Genomic DNA, 19,694 nt, shown 5'->3' with positions numbered 1-19,694 from the left:
TAAATGATGTTCCATGCCCCGGAACATTGTATTTTAGTAAACAGATTATCCATGAGGGTTTTCGTGAAACGCACACTGCAAAATTTTTGGGAAAAGCACCCCGATTCGGAAGAGTATCTCCGGAAATGGTATGAGTTGGCGGTTAGGGCCGAATGGAAGTCGCCTGTTGATGTCAAAGAAGTTTTTTGTCATGTGAGTATATTGAAGGATAGTCGCATGGTGTTTAACATCAAAGGCAACAGTTATCGGTTAGTTGCTCGCTTCGAATTTGAGAGGCAGTTTATTTTTATTCGCTTTATCGGAACGCATCAGAAATACGACAAAATCGACGCAAATTTGATTTAATCATGCTTAAACCAATCGAAACAGAAGAGGAATTCGATCAGGCCCTGAAAAGATTTAATGAGGTCTTTGACGCGCCGATCGGTACGCCGGAAGGCGACGAAGCAGGTATGCTTGCTGATCTTATTGAAGCCTACGACAATGAGCATTATCCGATAGAGATACCGAAGCCGGTTGAAGCCGTCAAGGTTGGGGTGGAAAAAGTCTAGGTACCGGCACGTCGGGTCTGTACGCTTATTCGCGAATATCAATGGTTCAGTAATCCCCCCGCGCTTCATGTCGAACAAGAATTCCCTACCTTTGCGGCATGAATTTCAAAGAGCAATTGACACCATACCCCGTCCTGGAAAAAGTTGTCGCGGCTGCGAAGGAGCTGGGTGTGGAGGCATATATAATCGGTGGGTTCGTCAGGGACCTGATACTCAAAAGGAATAGCAAGGATATCGACATTGTTTCCATCGGCAGCGGCATCGAGCTGGCCGAAATGGTGGCCAACAGGCTTGGGCCGGATGTGCATGTGAGTGTTTTTAAGAATTTTGGTACTGCACAAATTCGTCAAGGCGACCTCGAAATTGAGTTTGTAGGCGCCCGGAAGGAGTCCTATCGTTCTGATTCCCGTAAGCCGGCGGTGGAAGACGGCACGTTGGCCGACGACCAGAACCGCCGCGATTTTACCATCAATGCAATGGGTATCAGCCTCAATGCAGGTACTTTTGGCGAGCTGGTCGACCCGTTCGAAGGCATGAGCGATCTTCGTAAAAGGATTATCCGCACCCCGCTCGACCCCGAAATTACTTTTTCCGACGATCCGCTGCGCATGATGCGTGCGATCCGGTTTGCGAGCCAGCTCAACTTCGATATTGAACCTGACACATTCGATGCGATTACTAAAATGAAGGAGCGCATCAGTATTGTGTCGATGGAACGGATTTCCGACGAGTTGAACAAAATCATCCTTTCCAAAACTCCTTCTTACGGTTTTAAACTACTCTATCACGCAGGACTGCTGGCCATTATTTTCCCCGAACTGGTAGAACTGCAGGGTGTTGAGCACATTGAAGGCAAAGGACATAAGGATAATTTTTACCACACTTTGCAGGTGCTGGATAATGTCTGCCAGGTTTCAGATGATCTCTGGCTTCGCTGGGCAGCTATTCTGCACGATATTGCCAAGCCTGCCACCAAGAAGTTCGATAAGCGTAATGGATGGTCGTTCCATAACCACGAGGAGGTTGGTGCGCGGATGGTACCGGTGATTTTCCGCCGGATGAAATTGCCGTTGAACGAGAAAATGCGGTTCGTGAAAAAACTGGTCAGGCTGCATTTGCGCCCGATCGTGCTTTCCAAAGAGGAAATTACCGATTCGGCGATGCGGCGTTTGCTTGTTGAAGCCGGTGAGGATATTGAGGCGCTGATGAACCTGTGCCGGGCAGATATTACCTCCAAAAATCCGGAGAAGGTGAGACGTTTCATCAGTAATTTCAACCTCGTAGAGCAGAAGCTCAAAGACCTGGAAGAGCGCGACAAGCTCCGCAATTTCCAGCCGGTCATTACCGGGGAAATGATCATGGAAGCATTCGGATTGAAGCCTGCACGGGAAGTAGGCATTATCAAGGAAGCGGTGCGCGAAGCGATCCTGGAAGGGATTGTTCCCAACGAATACGGTCCTGCCTTTGAATTCATGATCGGAGAGGGTGAAAAAATGGGTCTTAAGCGTGTGTAAGGCACATTTTTTATAGTAACCACGCCAATGCCAGCGCATATTTAATATTTTTGCGAACTTTTTAATCTCCTCATAGACACTTTTCATGGAAAACGCTCAATTCAAACGTTTTTTCGGTTCGTTGCTCACCATTTTAGGTATTGCGGTATTGCTTTTCGCATGCGTCGCATTTTTATCGGACAAGCCCGTACTGGGCCTTACTGTTACCAAATGGGAATCGATCGTGCCATTCCTGGTGGGAACGGTATTTCTGCTGACGGGCGTTAACCTGGTTAAAGGCTAGGTGCCCCCGGCTAGGAATCCCTGACGAGCGCAGCGCCTACCATGCATTCGAGGCACCGTCTTGGAGTACAATAATTGTTGAACCACTCAATCAATGCCTGCGAGTCCGCCGCGGTTTTCACGCGCATACCCAGCCTCGCCCACTCTCGGGTAATACGATTGTCTTCGGCAGGTATCTCCGAAAGCCAGTAGATGGCTTTATCGAGCAGCTCGGGTTGTCGTCTTTGCCTGGAATAGGCGACAAGTAACGGCACTGCGGCATTGACTATCAGCAAGTGGGCGGCATCCGTACCCAGAACCGGCACTTGCGCTCTCGCTTTTTTTGCAAACAGGTAATGTTCCCGCCAATAGGCCGATTGCACGATCCGGAACAATCCACGTACTTCATCGAAATGGTCAGAAACGACAAACCGGTTCAGAAAACCGCCGGTATTGCATAGTAACCGTGCAAATTGTGCCAGCCGGACCGTAGGAAAACCCGCGGGACGCAACCGGGCATATTTCCATTCGTGTGGTTGCATGATGTCGTCCGCTAACTTATACTTGGCGCTCAGAAACCGGAATTCCTGTTGAAGCTGACGAATATAAATGTCTTCCGAATCCACCGGGATGAGTCCGGAACAGCCAAACAACAATGCTTCGACCTGAATAAGGCGGTCGGTATGCTTGCGGATAATTTTCCAGGGAACAATCCCCGTAAGTCGCTGGAATGGCACATCGTTCAATTTGAACCCAAAATGCCGGCCAAGCCATTGGTAGGCTGTCTGCTCCCAGTCCTGCTGGTTTGTTTCGTTCAAATGCTGAATTTCCAGCGCCTTGCGTTCGAGCCTTTCTAGCAATACCCTATCCAGCATGGAATATTTGCAGATCTGCTCTACGTCACCAAACTGGCGGTTACAGGGAACAGTATCCTTTTCGTCGAGCAGGCAGCGGTACCTTTCCAAGATAGACGCTTTTACCAGCCCGTTCAGCGATAAGGTGGGAACGAATGTGCCATCGCGGCGCATGGCCGGTTGATCATTTTCCCAAACCACATGCAGGATCACACCATCGTAAGCACCGTTTTGCTCGTGGTCATGAAGGCGCCAGTCGGAAGCCTTTACATGGATTTCGACGCTACCCACCCATAGCACGCCGTCGATAGAAACGCGGGCGTCAGAAAAGTCCGGGCCGGCATCGGTATTGCGTTGGCCGGGGCGGAGAATGGACAGCGGCAGATTTTCGTCGGTAGCCAGCTCTTTTTTTTCGAAATACTGGAAGCGCCAGATAAAACTGAGTAAATCTTCATTCATAAACAGCGTAATTAAAATTTTGGCGATTAAGGCGCTTATTTCTTTGCCTAAACCTGATTAGTTTCTGTTCTTTGTACGCTGTTTTTGTTACTTGGTTTCTGTTTGTAGAAGTAAAAAAGTTTTATGCTCCGCCGTCTGCAATTTATTGCGCTCAAAATCTTCCTTGCTTTTTTTGTGATTTCAGTGGTTTGGGTGATTGTTTTGAGGTTTTTACCCGTTTGGGTGACACCTTATATGATTTCTCGGAAGATCGACGCGTTTGTCGAGGACGAGGATACCGAGATCCATCATGACTGGGAGCCGTACGAAAACATTTCAAAAGAAGTTGCGCTGGCGGTGGTAGCGTCCGAAGACCAGAATTTTCCTAACCACTGGGGGTTCGACTTCGACCAGATTTACGATGCCATGACAGAGGATCGCAAGCGGGCGCGTGGCGCGAGTACCATTTCGCAGCAGGTCGCCAAAAATGTATTTCTTTGGCACGGCCGCAGTTACATCCGCAAAGGTCTGGAAGCCTATTTCACCGTGCTGATCGAAGTATTGTGGAGTAAGGAGCGTATTCTGGAAGTGTATCTAAATGTAGCTGAAATGGGGAAAATGACTTTTGGTGTCGAAGCGGCCTCGTTGCGATACTACAATAAGTCGGCGAAACGCCTTACACGCTACGAATCCGCGCGCATTGCCGCGGTGCTGCCGAACCCGATCCGCTTCTCGATTAAAAACCCTTCTGCGTATGTGAACAAGCGTACCAACCAGATCGTCCGCCAAATGCGGTATCTGGGCGGGCAGAAGTATCTGGCTGATTTGTAAATTACCTAACTGCCCCGCGGCTACGGCCGCTCCGCTTCTCTTGACGAACGTGGTGAGCTCTGCTGCCGGCTGGATGGCTGGGTGGCAGGGCGCGATGTTTCCGGACGACTTGGTGTTGGCACTGGCCTGGCGGCAGGTGTCTGCCGCGCCGGACGTTCGATGTTGGGCCTTGTTACTTCCGGACGGGGTGTGGGCGCAGGCCGCGTTACTTCTGGTCGGGGTGTTGGTGTTGGTCTTGAAACATCCGGTCTCTCTGGGCGCGTCGGACGCTCGATATCCGGCCGCGTTACTCCCGGGCTAGGATTGACGGGCCGCGACGTGCCGGGTCTGGTGACATCTGGCCGACCGGTACCTGGCCGTGTAACGTCTGGTCGGCCATTATCTGGACGACCTGTTCCCGGACGGCCGCTATTGCCACTTCCGGGCCTCTCCACAGAAGGTCGCGTGTTGCCGTCACCAACTTCCGGCCTGGTAGTGCCTGGCCGGCCCGTCGACGGGCGGGTGATCATCGGGCGGCCTGTTTTGTCAAAATTGGGGAGCCTTTCCCGCGTGGTAGGGGCTTTCGGGTTTCGTTTTACAAATAACGCGGAGCCCTGCCGTGCAGACGAGGGACGGGAGTAAGTCGCGCGGTAATCGCCTCTTGTGTAGCGCGTACGCACCACTGCTGAGCGTGAGCGGAAGTTGCCGCCGTAATAATGTGTATGCCAAACCGGGTTGCGGTAGCTGGGCCAGCGGCGGAAATGCCCGTTGTAATAGTAATGCCAATGGTAGTGGTAGCCATAGTAATAATGCCAGTAGCGTGGGCGCCAGGAGTGCCAGTACGACGGATAGTAATGCCACCGCCACGGTGACCGCCAGACGACATATCTTGGTACGAAAATAAATTGAACTACCGGCCAGTTTGAAACATAAGTGATATTCTGCTGTACAGCGGGCTGAACCTCCCGGTTTCCGCTATAACCGGGATTTGGCGTTTCAGAGACCGTTCCCGACTGTGAATTGGGTTCGATAATATAATCTTTCCCATATAAATCCTCATCGCCTATGAGCTGTATCCATATTTCACCATCGTCCTTCTTTTCGACGTAAAATGCCGCCACGTCCTGATCTTCCGTTTCGCTGACGGCCACTTTCAGGCTGATCGTGTGAAGGTTGCCGTCTACATTGTCTTCCACACGAATGTAATCGATCTGATTATCGCCGTTCAGGTCGAGGTTGTTGATCTCTGAATCTTCCTCATTCAGCTTTCGCTCGAAGCTTTCCAGCGTTTCCGATTCCTGGAAAAGCTTCAAAACCGCATACAGGTTCAGATTATCACCGGGAAGATCGAGTTTTTCGTCTTCGGCCTGGGCGAAGACCTGGTTGCCTGTCCAGAGCATTAATGCGGTCAGGATGATCAGAAGGAGATTTTTCATAGTCTGTTGTTTGAAAGCAATGTAGTGATTCCTGCCTATTTAACCCAAACCCCGTTCAGCATCACCTTGCTAACGTTCCGGGTAGCCTATATGTTCTTAAAGGATCGCCTTTTATCAGGATCAAATCGGCCTGTTTCCCTTTTTCAATACTCCCTAATCGGTCCTCCATGCTGACGAAACGTTTAGCAAAGGTGATAAATACCGATAAGTTACCGTTTCCCACCTCAGGCTCAACAAATGATTTTGCTCTGGATCAAAGCTCGGAAATTTGATTTCTACTATATCAGTTATTTAACAAGCATACTATGAAAACAAGAAAAATGTGGCTCAGGCTCTTTGCACTGGCCGTCTTACTGGCGCCGCAGTTGGTACGTGCGCAAAATGTGGGGATCAATATTAACGCGGGGCAACTCTCCATTCTGAATGGGCATCAGGGAATTATGGATGTTTACATGTGTAACAATGATCCTGGCGGGCTCTCTACTCCTTCCGACGCGGTCTCCGCGCTCGTCAGTTTCTCGACTAATTTGACGATACTGGGCGTAACGAAGCTGGACGGGACACCTCTGCCGGCTGCTGATTTTGGCATTGTATTTATTGACAACAGCAGCCAGGATAGTCATAATGTAAAAGTCCTTTGTAAAAAGCCACTTGTCGCATTCGACGATTGCGCTGAATTCCGCATTCTGGTGCAGGGAAATGCAGTAGGAACAGGTGCTGTTTCAGGTACCTTGTTGTTTGAGAAATTGCTCCAATCAAATAATCCTAACGATGATAACAGCGCATCCAGCATTCCAGTCATGGTCAATTTGCCGGTTACACTCCGGGATTTTAATGCAGAAAAAGTTGAAAGCAGCGCGGTATTAACCTGGTCTACCAGCGAAGAGACCAACAGCGACCGCTTCGAAGTTCAGCGAAGCACGAAGGGAAAAGAATGGATCCCCATAGAGTCGGTACAATCGGCTGGGGAGAGCACTACCATCCGATCGTATGAAGCCATTGACCGGAACCCTTTGAAAGGCGAAAACCTATATCGTCTGAAAATGATTGACAAGGACAGCAGTACCGCATTCAGCAGCATAAGGAGTGTGAAATTTGATGGTGCATCAGCTTTCGTGTATCCCAATCCGGTAGTAGACTATTTGTATCTGAACGATGATAATTGGGGCACGGTAACACAAGTAACAATTCTTGACAAGACCGGTCGACAGGTATACGTTTCCGCTAAAAAACCTGAATCTAAAATTGATGTAAGATCGCTTGCTTCCGGCATTTACAACGTCAGGATTAAAAATGCCGATGGTTTGGAAAGCAATTATCGCATTGCGGTGGGTAAATAGTTTATGTTTCACGCATTATTCAACAATAATAAAATGAAAGCGATTTTACCTTTACTTTTGAGCATCACGCTTCTCGGCTCGTTAGGTGTACATGCTCAGCAATTCTCGCCTACTACTGGAATGCCTTGTGCTAACTGCCATCCAGCAGGTTACTCGATGGTACATACTCCAAGTATTTCGGACGTATGGAGCCCCTCGGGTAGTCAGGTTGATAAATGGAATATTCAGGGGCCTCGTCTACCAGATCCTCCATCTGACTATTCCAAGGGTTTGCCTTTTGGTGGTGGCCAATATTCATTTGTTACTTTGAAGACATCAGAAGGGGTTTATGACGACAGAGTTTTTTCTAATGTTAGTGGCTTCACGATTGGCCAGACTTATCAGCTTCATTACAGCGTCCTTTCTGCTAGCGTGCATTATGAAGCAGGAAACAACTCGCCCTATGGGGGATCTGGAACAATGGAAATTTTCACTACCGGACCAAATGCAGTAGAGATAGCATCACAAACCACCGACATTGACGCTTTTTCCAGGAATAAATGGATAACAAGAGTAATTACATTTGTGCCAACAAGTTCGGTACTTCAGTTTAAAATGACAGGTACAACGCCAGGGCTGTCGGCAGGATACATCAATTTTTCCATCGATAAATATCCTATTGATTGCATGCTACAAAATGTTCAGGTAGAGATAGGACAAAATACCTTTACCGCATTGTTCCCTACCAATACCTTGAATTTATCGACTGTTAGTATTATAGGTGCAACTCCGTCAGCTGCAGAACTAGTTTGGAAGACAGGGCCGAATTCAACAGATCCAACTTTGACGGCAGAGGAGGCTTCTGCCATTCCAGTAGGCAATCTGGATCCTGCTAATTTAAAGTCATACTACGCCTTTTACTATGCTAAGGATTTCAATTGCTATAACGTGTCGGTGTCGGATGCCGAATTGAAGTTCATGTATACGCCCACACAAGTTCCTTTGAAACCTCAAACCAATGTTTTTCTTTCCTGCCCTGCGGTTACGGCCGATTTGACAGCGTTCGAAGAAAACCCCGTCACACAGGTTCGATGGTTTAATAATAACACGCATTCTGGTCTACCCGTTTTCGATCCCAAAGCAGTCCCGCCGGGCGATTACTATGCATTTTATTATGAATGGCAGACTGGTGCTTACTCTCTAAAACCGGGCCAGGTATCCAACGCTCATGTGCACGTCGAGAGTGCCGTTCCAGCCGGAATACCTGACCTTGGTCCTTTATTAACGATCAATTCATTGATTTTTTCTCAAAACGGCAGTAAGGACTTTGTAGTGAAAATCCAGAATGGTAACGCTGAAAACAGCAATTGTTCAGTCTATTTCAAAGTTTCGAAATTACCGGGTTTTAATATCACGTACAGCACCCAGGCCGGGCAGTCCAATGGCATTAATACCAACAATGATTTTTGGACATTTTCGGAAAACGGCAGTTACATCACCGTGACTTCCAAGACCGGCATTGCGGGAAACGGTTACTCATATATCGGGTTCACGATTACGCGAAATGGCGATACACCGGATGATGCAAAACAAAATCTTTCTGTGACGATCCCTATCGCAGGCGGCGGCGGAGAGACTAACATCGGTAACAACCAAACCATCACCGGATTCATTACCACTAGTAATTAACCCGAATCAACCAGATAGCGTCCGCAGCAATGGTCTTAGTGCGGACGCTGCGCAAATAATCATTCACACATTTAGATCCGTTTTATGAAAGCTATTCTATTTTCATGCCTCCTCCTTCTTTGTTCGCTGCTTTTAAGCGCGCAGCAGTTTTCTCCGACTACCGGTGTGCGATGTGCAAATTGTGTACCGGCCAATTATAATGCGATTGGTACTCCTTTTATATCGGACGTAGATAGACCAGGTCTTAATATAAATTCCCCGAATTATTTATGGGATATTTATATGAGTCTGGTGGACACTCCTCCATCACTCTATTCTCAACAACTACCAATTGGGCAGGGTAAGAATTCTTTTGTTTCGCTCAAGACTTCCGAAGGGGTACAAAATGATAAGCTTTATATAGATGTAAGTGGATTTGATATTAATAAGACCTACGTATTTAGATATAGTGTTTCTGCGATTGGTATGTACGATTATCCTGCGCCGGTTTCCCCCTACGCCGAATCCGCAACTATGGAAATTGGCACTGTTGGACAAAATCCTAATTTCATTATAGCGTCACAAACAACTACCTTTGATGCGAGTAATAAAAAACATTGGACAAAGAGGGTTATCACTTTCAAACCCGCTTCCTCAACGCTTAGGTTCAGACTTTCAGGTAAAACACCTGGCCAAACGCCTGGCTATGTCCATTTCAGTATCGATAAATACCCTTTTGACTGTCAGCTTCTCAATACGCAGGTTGAATTATCCAGATCGCTTATCGAAACCCCTTTCCCAAATGACAAACTGGATTTGTCGACGGTTGGCATTAAAAGCGCTACTACACCCACTGCTGAGCTAGTTTGGAAAGCAGGCCCCAATTCAACAGATCCGACCTTGACACCGCAACAAGCAGCGAGTGTTGCGATATCAAATCAGGATCCAGCGAATGTAAAACCTTATTATGCATTTTATTACGCTAAGGATTTCAACTGTTATAGTGCATCGGTATCGCAGGCGGAACTGAAATTCAATTATGTACCTACGCAAGTCCCACTGACGAAAACATCCATCGCAGTTTCATGTGCAGACCCAAAGGGGAATCTGACCTCGGCATTAGAATATCCTGACGATGATTCGAGGGTAGTGTGGTTTAAAACCAACGACCACCAAGGTGAGGTTGTGTACAACGCTACACAAGTGGATCCCGGAGACTATTATGCTTTTTACTACAGTTTATCGAAGGGAGGTTATTCTTTGCCCGCCAATCAGGTTTCAACTAAACAAGTCACGGTCGGAAATCCAATCATGCCCGGCATTCCCGACCTGGGACCAACTATAAGCATCAATTCACTGTTTTTTTTAGCCAATGGTAGTAAAGACTTTACTGTTAAAATACATAACATCAAGGCTGAAAACAGCAATTGCTCCGTCTACTTTAAAGTTTCGAAATTACCGGGTTTTAATATCACATACAGCACCCAGGCAGGGCAATCCAATGGGGTACCTACCAACAATGATTTTTGGACGTTCGTGGAGTCTGATAGTTATATCACCGTGACATCCAAATACGGAATTACTGCGAGTAATTACTCTGTCGTAGGCTTCAATATCACGCGAAACGCGGGCACGCCGGCTGGTGCAAAACAAAATCTGTCGATTACAATTCCCCAGCCAGGTGGTGGTGGCGAGACCAATGTAAGTAATAACCAAACTATAACGACATTAACGGCTGATTGATGGGCGTTAGCCGTAATGGTTAGGGAGAGATCCCGAAATGATTTAGAATATCAAAAAGGGCGATCGTTTCGAAGGTTCAAACGGTCGCCCTTTTGATTGTTATAAATGAAGTTTTTATCAGCGGCCTTGCCGCAGCTCAATAAGAGCTGCGGATATCATTTTTTCACAATCCCCTTATTCCGCTCTTTCAAAAACCGGTAATTCCGATGATGCGCCAGCGACGGGTCAAGTCTTTCAAATAACCTCCTGTCTTTTAGTGCAAACCAATCAACCTTCAACAAGTACAGGCTGACATATGACCGGGGATGAGCAGTGATAAATTCAGCGGTTGCATCCCAAAGTTTTTCCCGTTCCGCCGCCTGCAGCCCAATCCAATAGCGGACGCTGTCGGGCAGATTTCTTTTCTTAGCGTGAGCCTCCGCGAGTAGGTAACCGTCCAGACGCTTGTCGGAAGGCCGTTGGACGTGGGTCTGGTACTTCTGCCATTCTTCATTGCTCCTGGAATGGCTCACGACCGATTTTGCCAGGTTGCCGGTATCCAGGCGGATTTCCGTGCCTGGGTCAAAGAAGAATGTCAGTGCCCCTTTCTTTTGTGAAACCTGGAATTGGTAGAGGTCCGGAAGCAGATCCGGGTCCATGGTCAAATGCGTTGTGTCGAAGCCGAGTTTGATGGAATGCACTACCGCAGCAAATCCCTTTTCCCTTGTCAGCAAAATGGCGTTTTTATCGTTCCAGGACTTTGGAGCAACGATTTTGATTTTGACGCTTTGCGTTGCAGTAAAAGAAAGGCCGGTTATCGCAATAATCAGGAAACGGAGTATTTGCATTTCGACGAGATAGGCAGATTGGGAACGACTTTACAATTTAATATTAATTTTATCGTAAATGCATTTATGACGTTGGTGGCCGGTTGATGCAAAGAACGCACACACCGCCAGGTGCTTATTTAATCTCCACCTTCACCAACACCGGCTGGTGATCTGATGGATAACGCTGCTCTTTCGAATCAGTTAGTACGCCGTATTTCAGCACATCTACATTTTTGCTTACAAAGATATAATCGATGCGGGTCTTCATTTCTGCGTCGAATTTGAAGCTGTTGAAGGTTCCTTCCGGCCCGTATGGGGCTTGTTTAGTGACATTGTGCGTGTCGTTGAGCAAGCCACTGATCGTTTTCATCTGCTCGGTGTCCGGTGTCGAGTTGAAGTCGCCGGTGAGAATGGCGGTATTGTTTCCTGCGATTTCCTTGATCTTTTTCACCATCAAATGCCCCGACTGTCTGCGGGCTTCCACACCCTGGTGATCGAAATGTACGTTGAAGAAATAGAATTTCTTTTTGGTATTCACATCCTCGAATTGTGCCCATGAGCAAATGCGGTTACAGCATTTTGCATCCCAGCCCAGCCCGGGCTTGTCGGGTGTTTCGCTCAGCCAGAAATCGCCTGATTTGAGCAGTTTGAAACGGGCTTTCTTGTAAAAAATGGCCGAATGCTCGCCGCCTTCTTTCCCATCGTCGCGTCCCTTGCCGTAGTAGGCGAATTCCGGAAGTTCGGCGACGTCTTTCAGCTGGCCCACTAGTGCTTCCTGCACACCGAAAATGTCGAATTCATGGAAACGAACGAGGCCTTTGACATTCTCCTTGCGGTTGGGCCAGGCATTTACGCCGTCGTTGGGGGTGTTGTAGCGGAGGTTGTACGAACCTACATTCATAGTTGCGGTTTTCTGCGCATACGCCACCGTTGCGAGCGAAACGAATGCCAAAAGGTAAAGGGTAATTTTTTTCATTGGGTATAGAGATGATTAATTAACTATAAAACAAAAGACCCCGAAGGGTCTCCTGTTGTGAAGCCAAAAATATACGATTAATGTTAACCCATGATGAAAATTCAAATCTGCAATATTATTACCAGCCGGGCGTCTGCTTGTAGGCACCGTTGCTGCGTGAGATTTCATCGGGATTCATAGGCCAGGCCATATGTTTGGCCGGGTCGAAGCTGCGTGCCGGCCAGATCACCTGCACTTTGTAAGGCGAGGCCGGGTCAGTTTTGTTATCGTGAATGCGACCGTGAAGCGGCATGTTGATCTTGTCGTAATCGCCCCAGCGTTTCAAGTCGGCGAGGCGGTCTGTCCATTCGCAGGCCAACTCTACGCGGCGCTCATGTTTGAGGTCGGCGAGGGTAGGTACCGCGATCGGCGCCAGACCTACGCGGGCGCGGATTTCGTTCAGCGGCGCTGCTGCTTCCGCATTCTTGTTTTGTTTAATCAATGCTTCCGCTTTGAAGAGCAATATTTCAGCGTATCGCATCAGCGGCAGGTTCAGCCGGGTCGACGGGCCGTCGCCGCTCTGATTGATCATCATGTTGCTGCCCGCATTCTCGTTGCTTCCGTAGCTGTAAGGCTCCATGTATTTGCGGATCTGAAAGCCCGAGAGGCTGTTGGTCGAGAAGTAGGAGCGCTCCTTTCCGAAATAAGTGAATTTATCGCCGAATTTCAGGATCGTCACCTCGCGGCGCGGGTCTTTCGCTTCATACTCGTCATAGAGCTCTTCGGTGGGCTGGAAGTAACCCCAGCCATTGAAAATGCCCCAACCTTTGTTTTCCAAAGATACACCCGGAAAGATGGAACCACCCTGAACGCCCGAGTTTACCGACCAGATGTATTCGCTCGTCCAGTTATTGTCGATCGTGAACACTGCCTGGTAATTGGCGGCTGGTGTTCCTTTACCCGTAATGAGCGCACGTGCACCTTCGTTTTTGATCTTATCGGCCAGGTCGGGGATCAATGCCCATTTGGAAGCATCATATTGTGCCCAATAGGCATATACTTTCACCATATAGCCCAATGCAGCAGCCTTGTGCGCGCGTCCCTGGTCGCCTGCGCCGTAGGTCTGGAACAAGGGAAGCAGGTCGGCGGCTTTTTGCAAATCGCTGATAATCTGCGCGTAGTTATCGGTCACGGAAGGAAGCTGCGGTGGTATCCGCTTGCCAAATTCCACATTTTCAGGGCCGTCGAAGGGAACACCGAGGTCTTTATGGCCCCAGGAGTAGGCAAGCCAGAAATGCGAGAACCCGCGGATAAAATAAGCCTCACCCAATGCGCGGTTTTTTACCGCATCCGACACGCCGGTCGCCGTCGGAATGCCCTGGATCACCTGATTGGCCTTATTCAGCATCCAGTACACATCGTTCCAGCAGTTGGCAATGGAGCCTTCCCGGCCGGTGATGTTGAAGTTCTTGATATTGTCGCTTTCCGCACGTACGCGGCCGGTCACGATGTCGTCGCTGGCATTCTGCATCCAGAACAGGTTCCGGCCCCAGGTATTCTCGTAGCCCATTGGCGCGTACATCGCAGCCACGGCCTTGTTCAGGTCCTCATCACTTTTCCAGAAGAACGCGGTGGTGGGGGAGCCGTTGGGTTTCGTATCTACCCAGCTTTCGGTACATGCGGATGCTCCTATGGCCATTACAATGGCAAGACCCGCATTTTTAATGATATGTTTCATGAGTCAAAGTCTTTGTTTGGTCGAATCTGGGTATTAGAATTTGAGCTTCACACCGGCTGAATACACACGTGCTACCGGATACTGACCGCCGTCGAGGCCGGGAGCGGTATAGCGCCCGTCGATGAGCTGACTGCCGATCTCGGGGTCCATGCCGGAGTATTTGGTGAATGTCAGAAGGTTGTCGCCGCTTACGTACACGCGCAGGTTAGGCTTGCCGGGTTTGCTTTTGAATGTATAACCGATGATCAGGTTCTTCAAACGCAGGTAATTACCGTTTTCAAGATACCAGTCCGAATTGGTCGAGAAATTCTTGTTCGGATCGTTCGCCCTGATCTTGGGAATATCGGAGCCGGTATTGGTTTCCGACCATGCGTCGAGGATTTTGTCCCAACGGTTGTAGCCCTGCTCCGCACCGTTCAATGTTGATTGCTTGAATGCATTGAACAACTTAACACCCCCTACACCCTGGAAGAAGATACTGAAATCAAAGTTTTTCCAGTTAGCATTAGCCGTAATACCGTAAGTAACTTTCGGGAATGCATTGCCCATGTACACGCGGTCTGAGTCGTCGATCTTGCCGTCACCGTTTTCATCCACGAATTTAAGATCACCCGCCTTCGCATTAGGCTGAATGCGGTCGCCTTTGGGCCCCACGTATGCCGCAGCGGCTTCGTCGGTTTGGAAAATACCCGCATTTTTGATTAGCCAATAAGAAAAATAAGGTTGACCGACCGTGGAACGGAATGGGACCAGAATGCTTCTCCATGCATCGCCATGCGTCCATACCGAGTTCGGGTTTTCATCGATGTAATCGACACGGTTTTTGAGGGTAGCAAAGTTACCGCCGATCTCGTAGCCCAATTCGCCGATCTGATCGTGCCAGCTGGCCGCAAATTCAAAACCGGTGTTTCTGATCTTGCCCTGGTTGATATAAGGCGCACCATAGCCGTTAGTATTCGTCCATTCGGTGTCTTGCTGCTTGATCAGGTCGTAGGTCAGTTTGTTAAAGTAATCGGCAGTAATGGTCAGTTTTTCTTTCAGCAAGCTAATATCCAAACCGAAATCCGTCTGCTGCGAAGTTTCCCACGACAGCTCGGGGTTAAACCTTGAATTGACGTACAAACCATTGCTGATAGGCGCTCCGTTACCAACCTGGTAGGTGTTATTGGGCGTCAGGTTAGGATAGCCATAATATCTTCCGATGGAGCCGATGTTGCCGATGCGGCCCCAGCTTGCACGGAGTTTGAAAAGATCAACTCCTTTTACATTGAAGAAAGGCTCGGAACTCAGTTTCCAGGCACCTGTGAAACCCGGATAGCCTTTGGCGCGGAAGCCCTCGGCGAGGCGGCCGGCAATGTCGTAGCGATAGCTGGCGGTCACAAAGTAGCGGTCGGCCCAGCTGTACGACAGACGGCCTACATACGAGGCATTGCGGTCTTTCCACTCGTCGTCACCCGGCCGGTTCTGGTCAAAAATGGATGCATTTACAAAGAATTGAGCCCAGTCGGCTTCATTTTCGAAACCTTTTGCGGCAATGTTGAAATTGCGGTTACCATTTTCCTGCGCGGTCATGGAAGCCATTGCGCCTAAGTTGTGACGGCCGAATACGCGGGAGTAGTTGGCCGTATTTTCCCAAATCCAGTGATAGCCACGGTCGGTAGAGTAGGAGAGGGTATTTTGGTTGTTCGGCTTACCCGGCTCTGTTCTTTTTGGCTCGAAACTCTTTCTGAGCGAGCTGTTCTGGCGGTAGCTGAAACGGGTCAGGAAGCTCAATCCGGGAATAATATCGGAATAACCCAGCTCGGTAACCGACTGCATATCGTTGCTTTTGTTGTAGGGCCTGTTGCGAAGCAGTGTACCTACGGGGCTGATCGCATCACCGTGGATACCCAGGTACTGCGAGTCGCGCGGGCCTACACCGCCAAAGGTACCGTCATCATAATAAGCTGTGGCCGAGCGTGGCATGTAAATGGCCGAAAGTACCGTTCCGCTGTAACCGCTCGTCGTTTCGGTCCCGCGGTTATCATTGTTATTGTAAAAAAGCTCCTGACGTAGTTTGAGCTTATCCGTGAACTTGTACATCGCATTGAAACGCACCGACAAATTCTGAGCGTAAGTGTTGATCAGCGTGCCCTCGTCGCGCTCGTAGCGGCCCTGCAAAAGCGTCGAAAACTTGTCGGTACCGGCATTGAAACTGATATTATGGCGCTGAATAAGGCCGGTGCGGAAGATTTCGTCGATCCAGTCGGTGCGGGTGACTTGCGCGTAGGGGTTCTTGGTAGCATCCCAGCCGTCGAGCGGGGCAAGGCCGGCATTGGTGTAGGCCAGGTTGGAAACCTTGGCTTCGTCCGCCGCGGTAAGCGACTGCGGCAGTTTCCAGGCTTGTTTCATACCCATAAAACCACTGTATTCGATGCTCGGCTTGCCTTGTGACGCCTGGCGTGTGGTGATGAGGATTACGCCGGCCGAACCGGAGAATGCACCGTAAATAGCTGCCGAAGCCGCATCTTTCAGAACCGTAATGGATTCGATATCAGCCGGGTTGTAAGGTGCATTAGGCACGCCATCTACCACGTAGAGCACGCTTTCACCCCCGCGCGAGCCGGTACCGCGAATGGTAATGTTGGGCGTTTGGTTGGGATGCCCGCCATTGCTGACAGCCGTCACACCAGCCACTTTGCCCTGGATCATGCTGCCGACATTCAATACCGGCCGGTTTTTGATCTGGTCCATATCGGGAACGGTCGCAACAGAGGCAGATAAATCGGCCTTTTTTACTGTACCATAACCAATTACCACCACTTCCTGCAACGATTTGGTATCCGATAAAAGTGTCACTTCCAACTCGGACTGATTTCCAACATTCACTTCCTGCGCGAGGTAGCCTACGAAGCTGAAAACAAGCTGAGCATCGCCATTGGGGATTTCTATTTCAAATGTCCCGTTCGCTTCGGTGGAGGTGCCGTGCTGGGTGCCCTTTACCACCACACTTACGCCCGGCAGCGGCTCCTTTGTGTCTCCGGCAATGACTTTCCCGCGAATTACCCGCTCGATGAGGTCCTCTTCGCCGGATATTTCGAGCAGGCTCGTGTCGTTTATGCCCGAGGTTTTGCTTGGCTTCCGGTTCAGGATAATGTAATCTTTGGAAACCGAATAGCGGATATTCAACGGTGCCAGCAACTGGTCGAGCACGGTGGATAGCCGCTGGTTTTCAGCCGTAACGGTCACTTTCTGGTTTCGTACGAGCGAGGGCACGTACGAGAACCGGACGCCGGTCGACTTTTCGAGGCTTGTGAGCACCTGGCGCAGTTCCTGGCGCTCGGCTTTCAGGGTCACGGAGCGTTGCAGCAGTTCTTGTGCGAGCCCGTTACTGGCGAGCGACAAGCTGCTGAACAGCAGGGTCAGTATGAACGGTATGCATGCAATTTTCATCACAGTCACCAGATACGTTAGTGGTCGACTACTTTTTTTCATAAATTCGAATGGTTTTGATGAATTCTGGACAAAGCCCTCCCGCGCTCCGATTTTGACGGAACTGTCCTTCTGTTGAAATGAACCGGGAGAAATCAGGCCGGTAATGCTGCAATCATTGCCGGCTTTTTAATGAATCTGGGTCAAGATTTTGCCATAGGGAGAAGGGTGGTTTGGGTTGAAAGGAAAACTTGAATTATTCGCAGCCCTGCCCCGTGATAACGACCTGTCCGTCGGTTACCTGGTAGCTTGCTTCGATGGTAGAGCAGATTATTCCTAACTTATCAAAGAATGGCTCGTCGCGCAGCGCAACACTCAGAGAGCAGTTTCCGAGCCGTACGGAGTCGTATAAAATGGGTATTCCGTAGGTTTCCTGCATGAGCCTGAATACTTCCGCAACCGGCTGGTTGTCAAATGTAAAGTCGGGCTTTGCAACGGCGTGCGCGATGGCCACCGGGTTTTCGGTGATGCTGCGTTCCAGAACCGGCCGTTCGGCGGTAAATACCACCTGCTGATTGGGCGTCAGCAGCATAACGGTGCCCGGCATATCGATGCCCGGCACGCCCAACTCATTTCCGGCGAGGTCTTTTGCCTGCATTACCGCCACTTTCCCTGTGCGAACGATCACTTCTACGCGCTCCGAAGAAGATTTAATGGTAAAACTCGTTCCAACTACTCGTGTGACGAGGTCATTGGCATACACAAAGAAAGGATTCGCCTTGTCTTTCCGGACTTCGAAAAATGCTTCTCCCGAGAGAAATACCTCTCTTTTATGATTTTGAACAAAAACCGGTGCATAGCTTACCGACGCATTGGGCATCAGCTGTATTTCACTGCCATCCGGCAGGCTTACCTTCATCGGTTTTTTGCCGCTGTTGGAGATTTCTTTCAACGGGACAGGGGATGCGGAGACGTAGCGTTTATACGTGTAGTCGCTTTTTTGAAATGCGTTATTACCGGAAATCAACCAGCCAAGCCCCACCAGCATAAGCACCGCCGCCGCGGCATACCACCAACGGAGCTGGACAATGCCGGTTTTCCGGGCGGGTATTGTTCTTACGGATTCGTTCAGTATACGGTTCACCTCGTGATCGAGCTCTTCGTGTGTGAGGTCGCTGGGGTGCTTTTCCCAGGTAAGGATCAGTTCGGCTGCCTGGTCCATCAGCAGCGCCTTTTCGGGGAATTCCGAACGGAGTTTGGCCCAAAAAAAGTCATTTCGCGGCTGGCCGTTTTTTACCCACACCCTGAAATCGTCATCAGTCAGGAAATCTTCCAGGTTGTAGTGGTAAAATGGATGCATCGGTTTGAGGTGAATGTGTTCTAATAGTATAATCCTCCGCGACCGTCAGGATCATGGAAGAATGAAGAAAAAATTTAAAAAATTTTGGATTAGTGCCCTCCCGTGAGAAAAATCAGGAGCAGGCTTACGACCAGAAGCCATTTTTCACGGAACATTTTCAGGCTCTCATACAGGAGATTAGCCGTAGCCGGGCGCGAAATGTTGAGGATTTCGGCAATGCGCTCATTGGAAAGGTCCTGGTAAAATTTCAGGTGGATGATTTCCTGCTGCCGGGGCGTAAGCGACTGGATAATATGCTGAATGCGGGATAGCTTTTCCGCGGCGAATTCGGTGAGAATCAGCTCGCTTTCAATGGAGTTGGCCGTTTCGTGGAAATCCTCGGGCGTGTGTTCCAATGCAAGGAATACTTCCGGCCGGGCTTCGAGCCGGTTACTGTTCTTGAATATGCGGTTGCGGAGGCTGGTAAGCAGGTAGGGCTTGATCTGGTCGGTCTTGCCGAGTGACTCCCTGCGTTCCCACAAATGAAGAAAAAGATCGTGGACAAGGTCTTTGAGAATGTCGCGGTCGCTCACAAAACGCCTTCCATAATCGAACAACGGTCGGTAGTAGTTGCGCAAAAGTTGCTCGAAGGCAAGCGGGTCGCCTTCCCTGAACTTCTGCCAAAGTACCGAGTCCTGTTCCACGAAAAATGGGTTACGTCAGGAGCAAATGTACCATTTTTCTTTGTGGGCAAAAATCCGGTTTGAGCAGCGGCAATTATTTAATGTTGGGTTAATATTTTAAATAACCGGAGGTGTAAAAAATACGGCAGCAAACCGGTTGATTTA

Annotated in this window: 16 protein-coding genes; 8 read left to right on the top strand and 8 right to left on the bottom strand. The window is 49.3% G+C overall.

Translation table 11 applies throughout. The features are described from left to right. Positions 1-51 precede the first annotated feature (51 nt). From IEY24_RS20385 to IEY24_RS20370, 4 genes are all read left to right on the top strand, one after another. Complete coding sequence (locus IEY24_RS20385; protein WP_188937255.1) at positions 52-345, top strand: type II toxin-antitoxin system HigB family toxin; 294 nt, start codon at positions 52-54, stop codon at positions 343-345. Between the two features lie 2 nt (positions 346-347). After that, positions 348-551 carry a helix-turn-helix domain-containing protein gene (locus tag IEY24_RS20380; protein ID WP_188935512.1) on the top strand — a complete coding sequence of 68 codons (204 nt, stop codon included), beginning with the start codon at positions 348-350 and terminating at the stop codon, positions 549-551. 98 nt (positions 552-649) lie between these two features. Further along, a complete protein-coding gene (locus IEY24_RS20375; protein ID WP_188935510.1) occupies positions 650-2,065 on the top strand; it encodes a CCA tRNA nucleotidyltransferase in 1,416 nt (471 codons plus the stop codon). A gap of 85 nt (positions 2,066-2,150) precedes the next feature. Continuing rightward, entirely contained in the window at positions 2,151-2,348 is a 198-nt protein-coding gene (locus IEY24_RS20370; RefSeq protein ID WP_188935508.1) for a hypothetical protein, read from the top strand. A 10-nt stretch (positions 2,349-2,358) separates the two neighbouring features. Here the strand turns inward: IEY24_RS20370 and IEY24_RS20365 are convergent, their stop codons facing one another. After that, the gene (locus tag IEY24_RS20365; RefSeq protein ID WP_188935506.1) at positions 2,359-3,639 is read right to left on the bottom strand and encodes a DUF2851 family protein; all 1,281 of its coding nucleotides are present in this window, start codon (positions 3,637-3,639) and stop codon (positions 2,359-2,361) included. 123 nt (positions 3,640-3,762) lie between these two features. On the opposite strand from IEY24_RS20365, the gene mtgA reads away from it, so the two are divergent. Further along, positions 3,763-4,449: a monofunctional biosynthetic peptidoglycan transglycosylase gene (mtgA, locus tag IEY24_RS20360; RefSeq protein ID WP_188935504.1), complete on the top strand. Its 687-nt coding sequence runs from the start codon at positions 3,763-3,765 to the stop codon at positions 4,447-4,449. Positions 4,450-4,469: 20 nt separating this feature from the next. Here mtgA and IEY24_RS20355 read toward each other — a convergent pair whose 3' ends face one another. Then, positions 4,470-5,864 carry a YML083C domain-containing protein gene (locus tag IEY24_RS20355; RefSeq protein ID WP_188935502.1) on the bottom strand — a complete coding sequence of 465 codons (1,395 nt, stop codon included), beginning with the start codon at positions 5,862-5,864 and terminating at the stop codon, positions 4,470-4,472. Positions 5,865-6,169: 305 nt separating this feature from the next. On the opposite strand from IEY24_RS20355, the gene IEY24_RS20345 reads away from it, so the two are divergent. The 3 genes from IEY24_RS20345 (at position 6,170) to IEY24_RS20335 (ending at position 10,594) form a co-directional block, all read left to right on the top strand. Next, entirely contained in the window at positions 6,170-7,204 is a 1,035-nt protein-coding gene (locus tag IEY24_RS20345; protein WP_188935500.1) for a T9SS type A sorting domain-containing protein, read from the top strand. 33 nt (positions 7,205-7,237) lie between these two features. Then, positions 7,238-8,872, top strand: a complete 1,635-nt coding sequence (locus IEY24_RS20340; RefSeq protein WP_229222772.1) for a hypothetical protein — start codon at positions 7,238-7,240, stop codon at positions 8,870-8,872. An 84-nt stretch (positions 8,873-8,956) separates the two neighbouring features. Beyond that, positions 8,957-10,594, top strand: a complete 1,638-nt coding sequence (locus IEY24_RS20335; RefSeq protein WP_188935499.1) for a hypothetical protein — start codon at positions 8,957-8,959, stop codon at positions 10,592-10,594. Positions 10,595-10,749: 155 nt separating this feature from the next. Here IEY24_RS20335 and IEY24_RS20330 read toward each other — a convergent pair whose 3' ends face one another. From IEY24_RS20330 to IEY24_RS20305, 6 genes are all read right to left on the bottom strand, one after another. Continuing rightward, on the bottom strand, positions 10,750-11,421 hold the full coding sequence (locus IEY24_RS20330) for a hypothetical protein (RefSeq protein ID WP_229222770.1): 672 nt from the start codon (positions 11,419-11,421) through the stop codon (positions 10,750-10,752). 115 nt (positions 11,422-11,536) lie between these two features. Then, positions 11,537-12,379 carry an endonuclease/exonuclease/phosphatase family protein gene (locus tag IEY24_RS20325; RefSeq protein ID WP_188935496.1) on the bottom strand — a complete coding sequence of 281 codons (843 nt, stop codon included), beginning with the start codon at positions 12,377-12,379 and terminating at the stop codon, positions 11,537-11,539. A 118-nt stretch (positions 12,380-12,497) separates the two neighbouring features. Beyond that, complete coding sequence (locus tag IEY24_RS20320) at positions 12,498-14,096, bottom strand: RagB/SusD family nutrient uptake outer membrane protein (protein ID WP_188935495.1); 1,599 nt, start codon at positions 14,094-14,096, stop codon at positions 12,498-12,500. Positions 14,097-14,129: 33 nt separating this feature from the next. After that, positions 14,130-17,570, bottom strand: coding sequence for a TonB-dependent receptor (locus IEY24_RS20315; RefSeq protein WP_229222768.1), 3,441 nt, complete (start codon positions 17,568-17,570; stop codon positions 14,130-14,132). Positions 17,571-17,763: 193 nt separating this feature from the next. Next, entirely contained in the window at positions 17,764-18,867 is a 1,104-nt protein-coding gene (locus tag IEY24_RS20310) for a FecR family protein (protein ID WP_188935493.1), read from the bottom strand. 89 nt (positions 18,868-18,956) lie between these two features. Next, entirely contained in the window at positions 18,957-19,550 is a 594-nt protein-coding gene (locus IEY24_RS20305; protein ID WP_188935491.1) for an RNA polymerase sigma factor, read from the bottom strand. Positions 19,551-19,694: the final 144 nt, after the last annotated feature.

Origin of the sequence: Dyadobacter endophyticus (assembly GCF_014641595.1) — a bacterium.
In the GTDB taxonomy this organism is placed as follows: domain Bacteria; phylum Bacteroidota; class Bacteroidia; order Cytophagales; family Spirosomataceae; genus Dyadobacter; species Dyadobacter endophyticus.
The sequence above is the reverse complement of the archived record's forward strand: the minus strand, read 5'-3'. Positions and strand labels throughout refer to the sequence as shown.

Coding starts and splice junctions, on each gene's coding strand:
- IEY24_RS20385 (WP_188937255.1), top strand. CDS start 52: ATGAGGGTTTTCGTGAAACGCACACTGCAAAATTTTTGGGAAAAGCAC.
- IEY24_RS20380 (WP_188935512.1), top strand. CDS start 348: ATGCTTAAACCAATCGAAACAGAAGAGGAATTCGATCAGGCCCTGAAA.
- IEY24_RS20375 (WP_188935510.1), top strand. CDS start 650: ATGAATTTCAAAGAGCAATTGACACCATACCCCGTCCTGGAAAAAGTT.
- IEY24_RS20370 (WP_188935508.1), top strand. CDS start 2,151: ATGGAAAACGCTCAATTCAAACGTTTTTTCGGTTCGTTGCTCACCATT.
- IEY24_RS20365 (WP_188935506.1), bottom strand. CDS start 3,639: ATGAATGAAGATTTACTCAGTTTTATCTGGCGCTTCCAGTATTTCGAA.
- mtgA (WP_188935504.1), top strand. CDS start 3,763: ATGCTCCGCCGTCTGCAATTTATTGCGCTCAAAATCTTCCTTGCTTTT.
- IEY24_RS20355 (WP_188935502.1), bottom strand. CDS start 5,864: ATGAAAAATCTCCTTCTGATCATCCTGACCGCATTAATGCTCTGGACA.
- IEY24_RS20345 (WP_188935500.1), top strand. CDS start 6,170: ATGAAAACAAGAAAAATGTGGCTCAGGCTCTTTGCACTGGCCGTCTTA.
- IEY24_RS20340 (WP_229222772.1), top strand. CDS start 7,238: ATGAAAGCGATTTTACCTTTACTTTTGAGCATCACGCTTCTCGGCTCG.
- IEY24_RS20335 (WP_188935499.1), top strand. CDS start 8,957: ATGAAAGCTATTCTATTTTCATGCCTCCTCCTTCTTTGTTCGCTGCTT.
- IEY24_RS20330 (WP_229222770.1), bottom strand. CDS start 11,421: ATGCAAATACTCCGTTTCCTGATTATTGCGATAACCGGCCTTTCTTTT.
- IEY24_RS20325 (WP_188935496.1), bottom strand. CDS start 12,379: ATGAAAAAAATTACCCTTTACCTTTTGGCATTCGTTTCGCTCGCAACG.
- IEY24_RS20320 (WP_188935495.1), bottom strand. CDS start 14,096: ATGAAACATATCATTAAAAATGCGGGTCTTGCCATTGTAATGGCCATA.
- IEY24_RS20315 (WP_229222768.1), bottom strand. CDS start 17,570: ATGAAAAAAAGTAGTCGACCACTAACGTATCTGGTGACTGTGATGAAA.
- IEY24_RS20310 (WP_188935493.1), bottom strand. CDS start 18,867: ATGCATCCATTTTACCACTACAACCTGGAAGATTTCCTGACTGATGAC.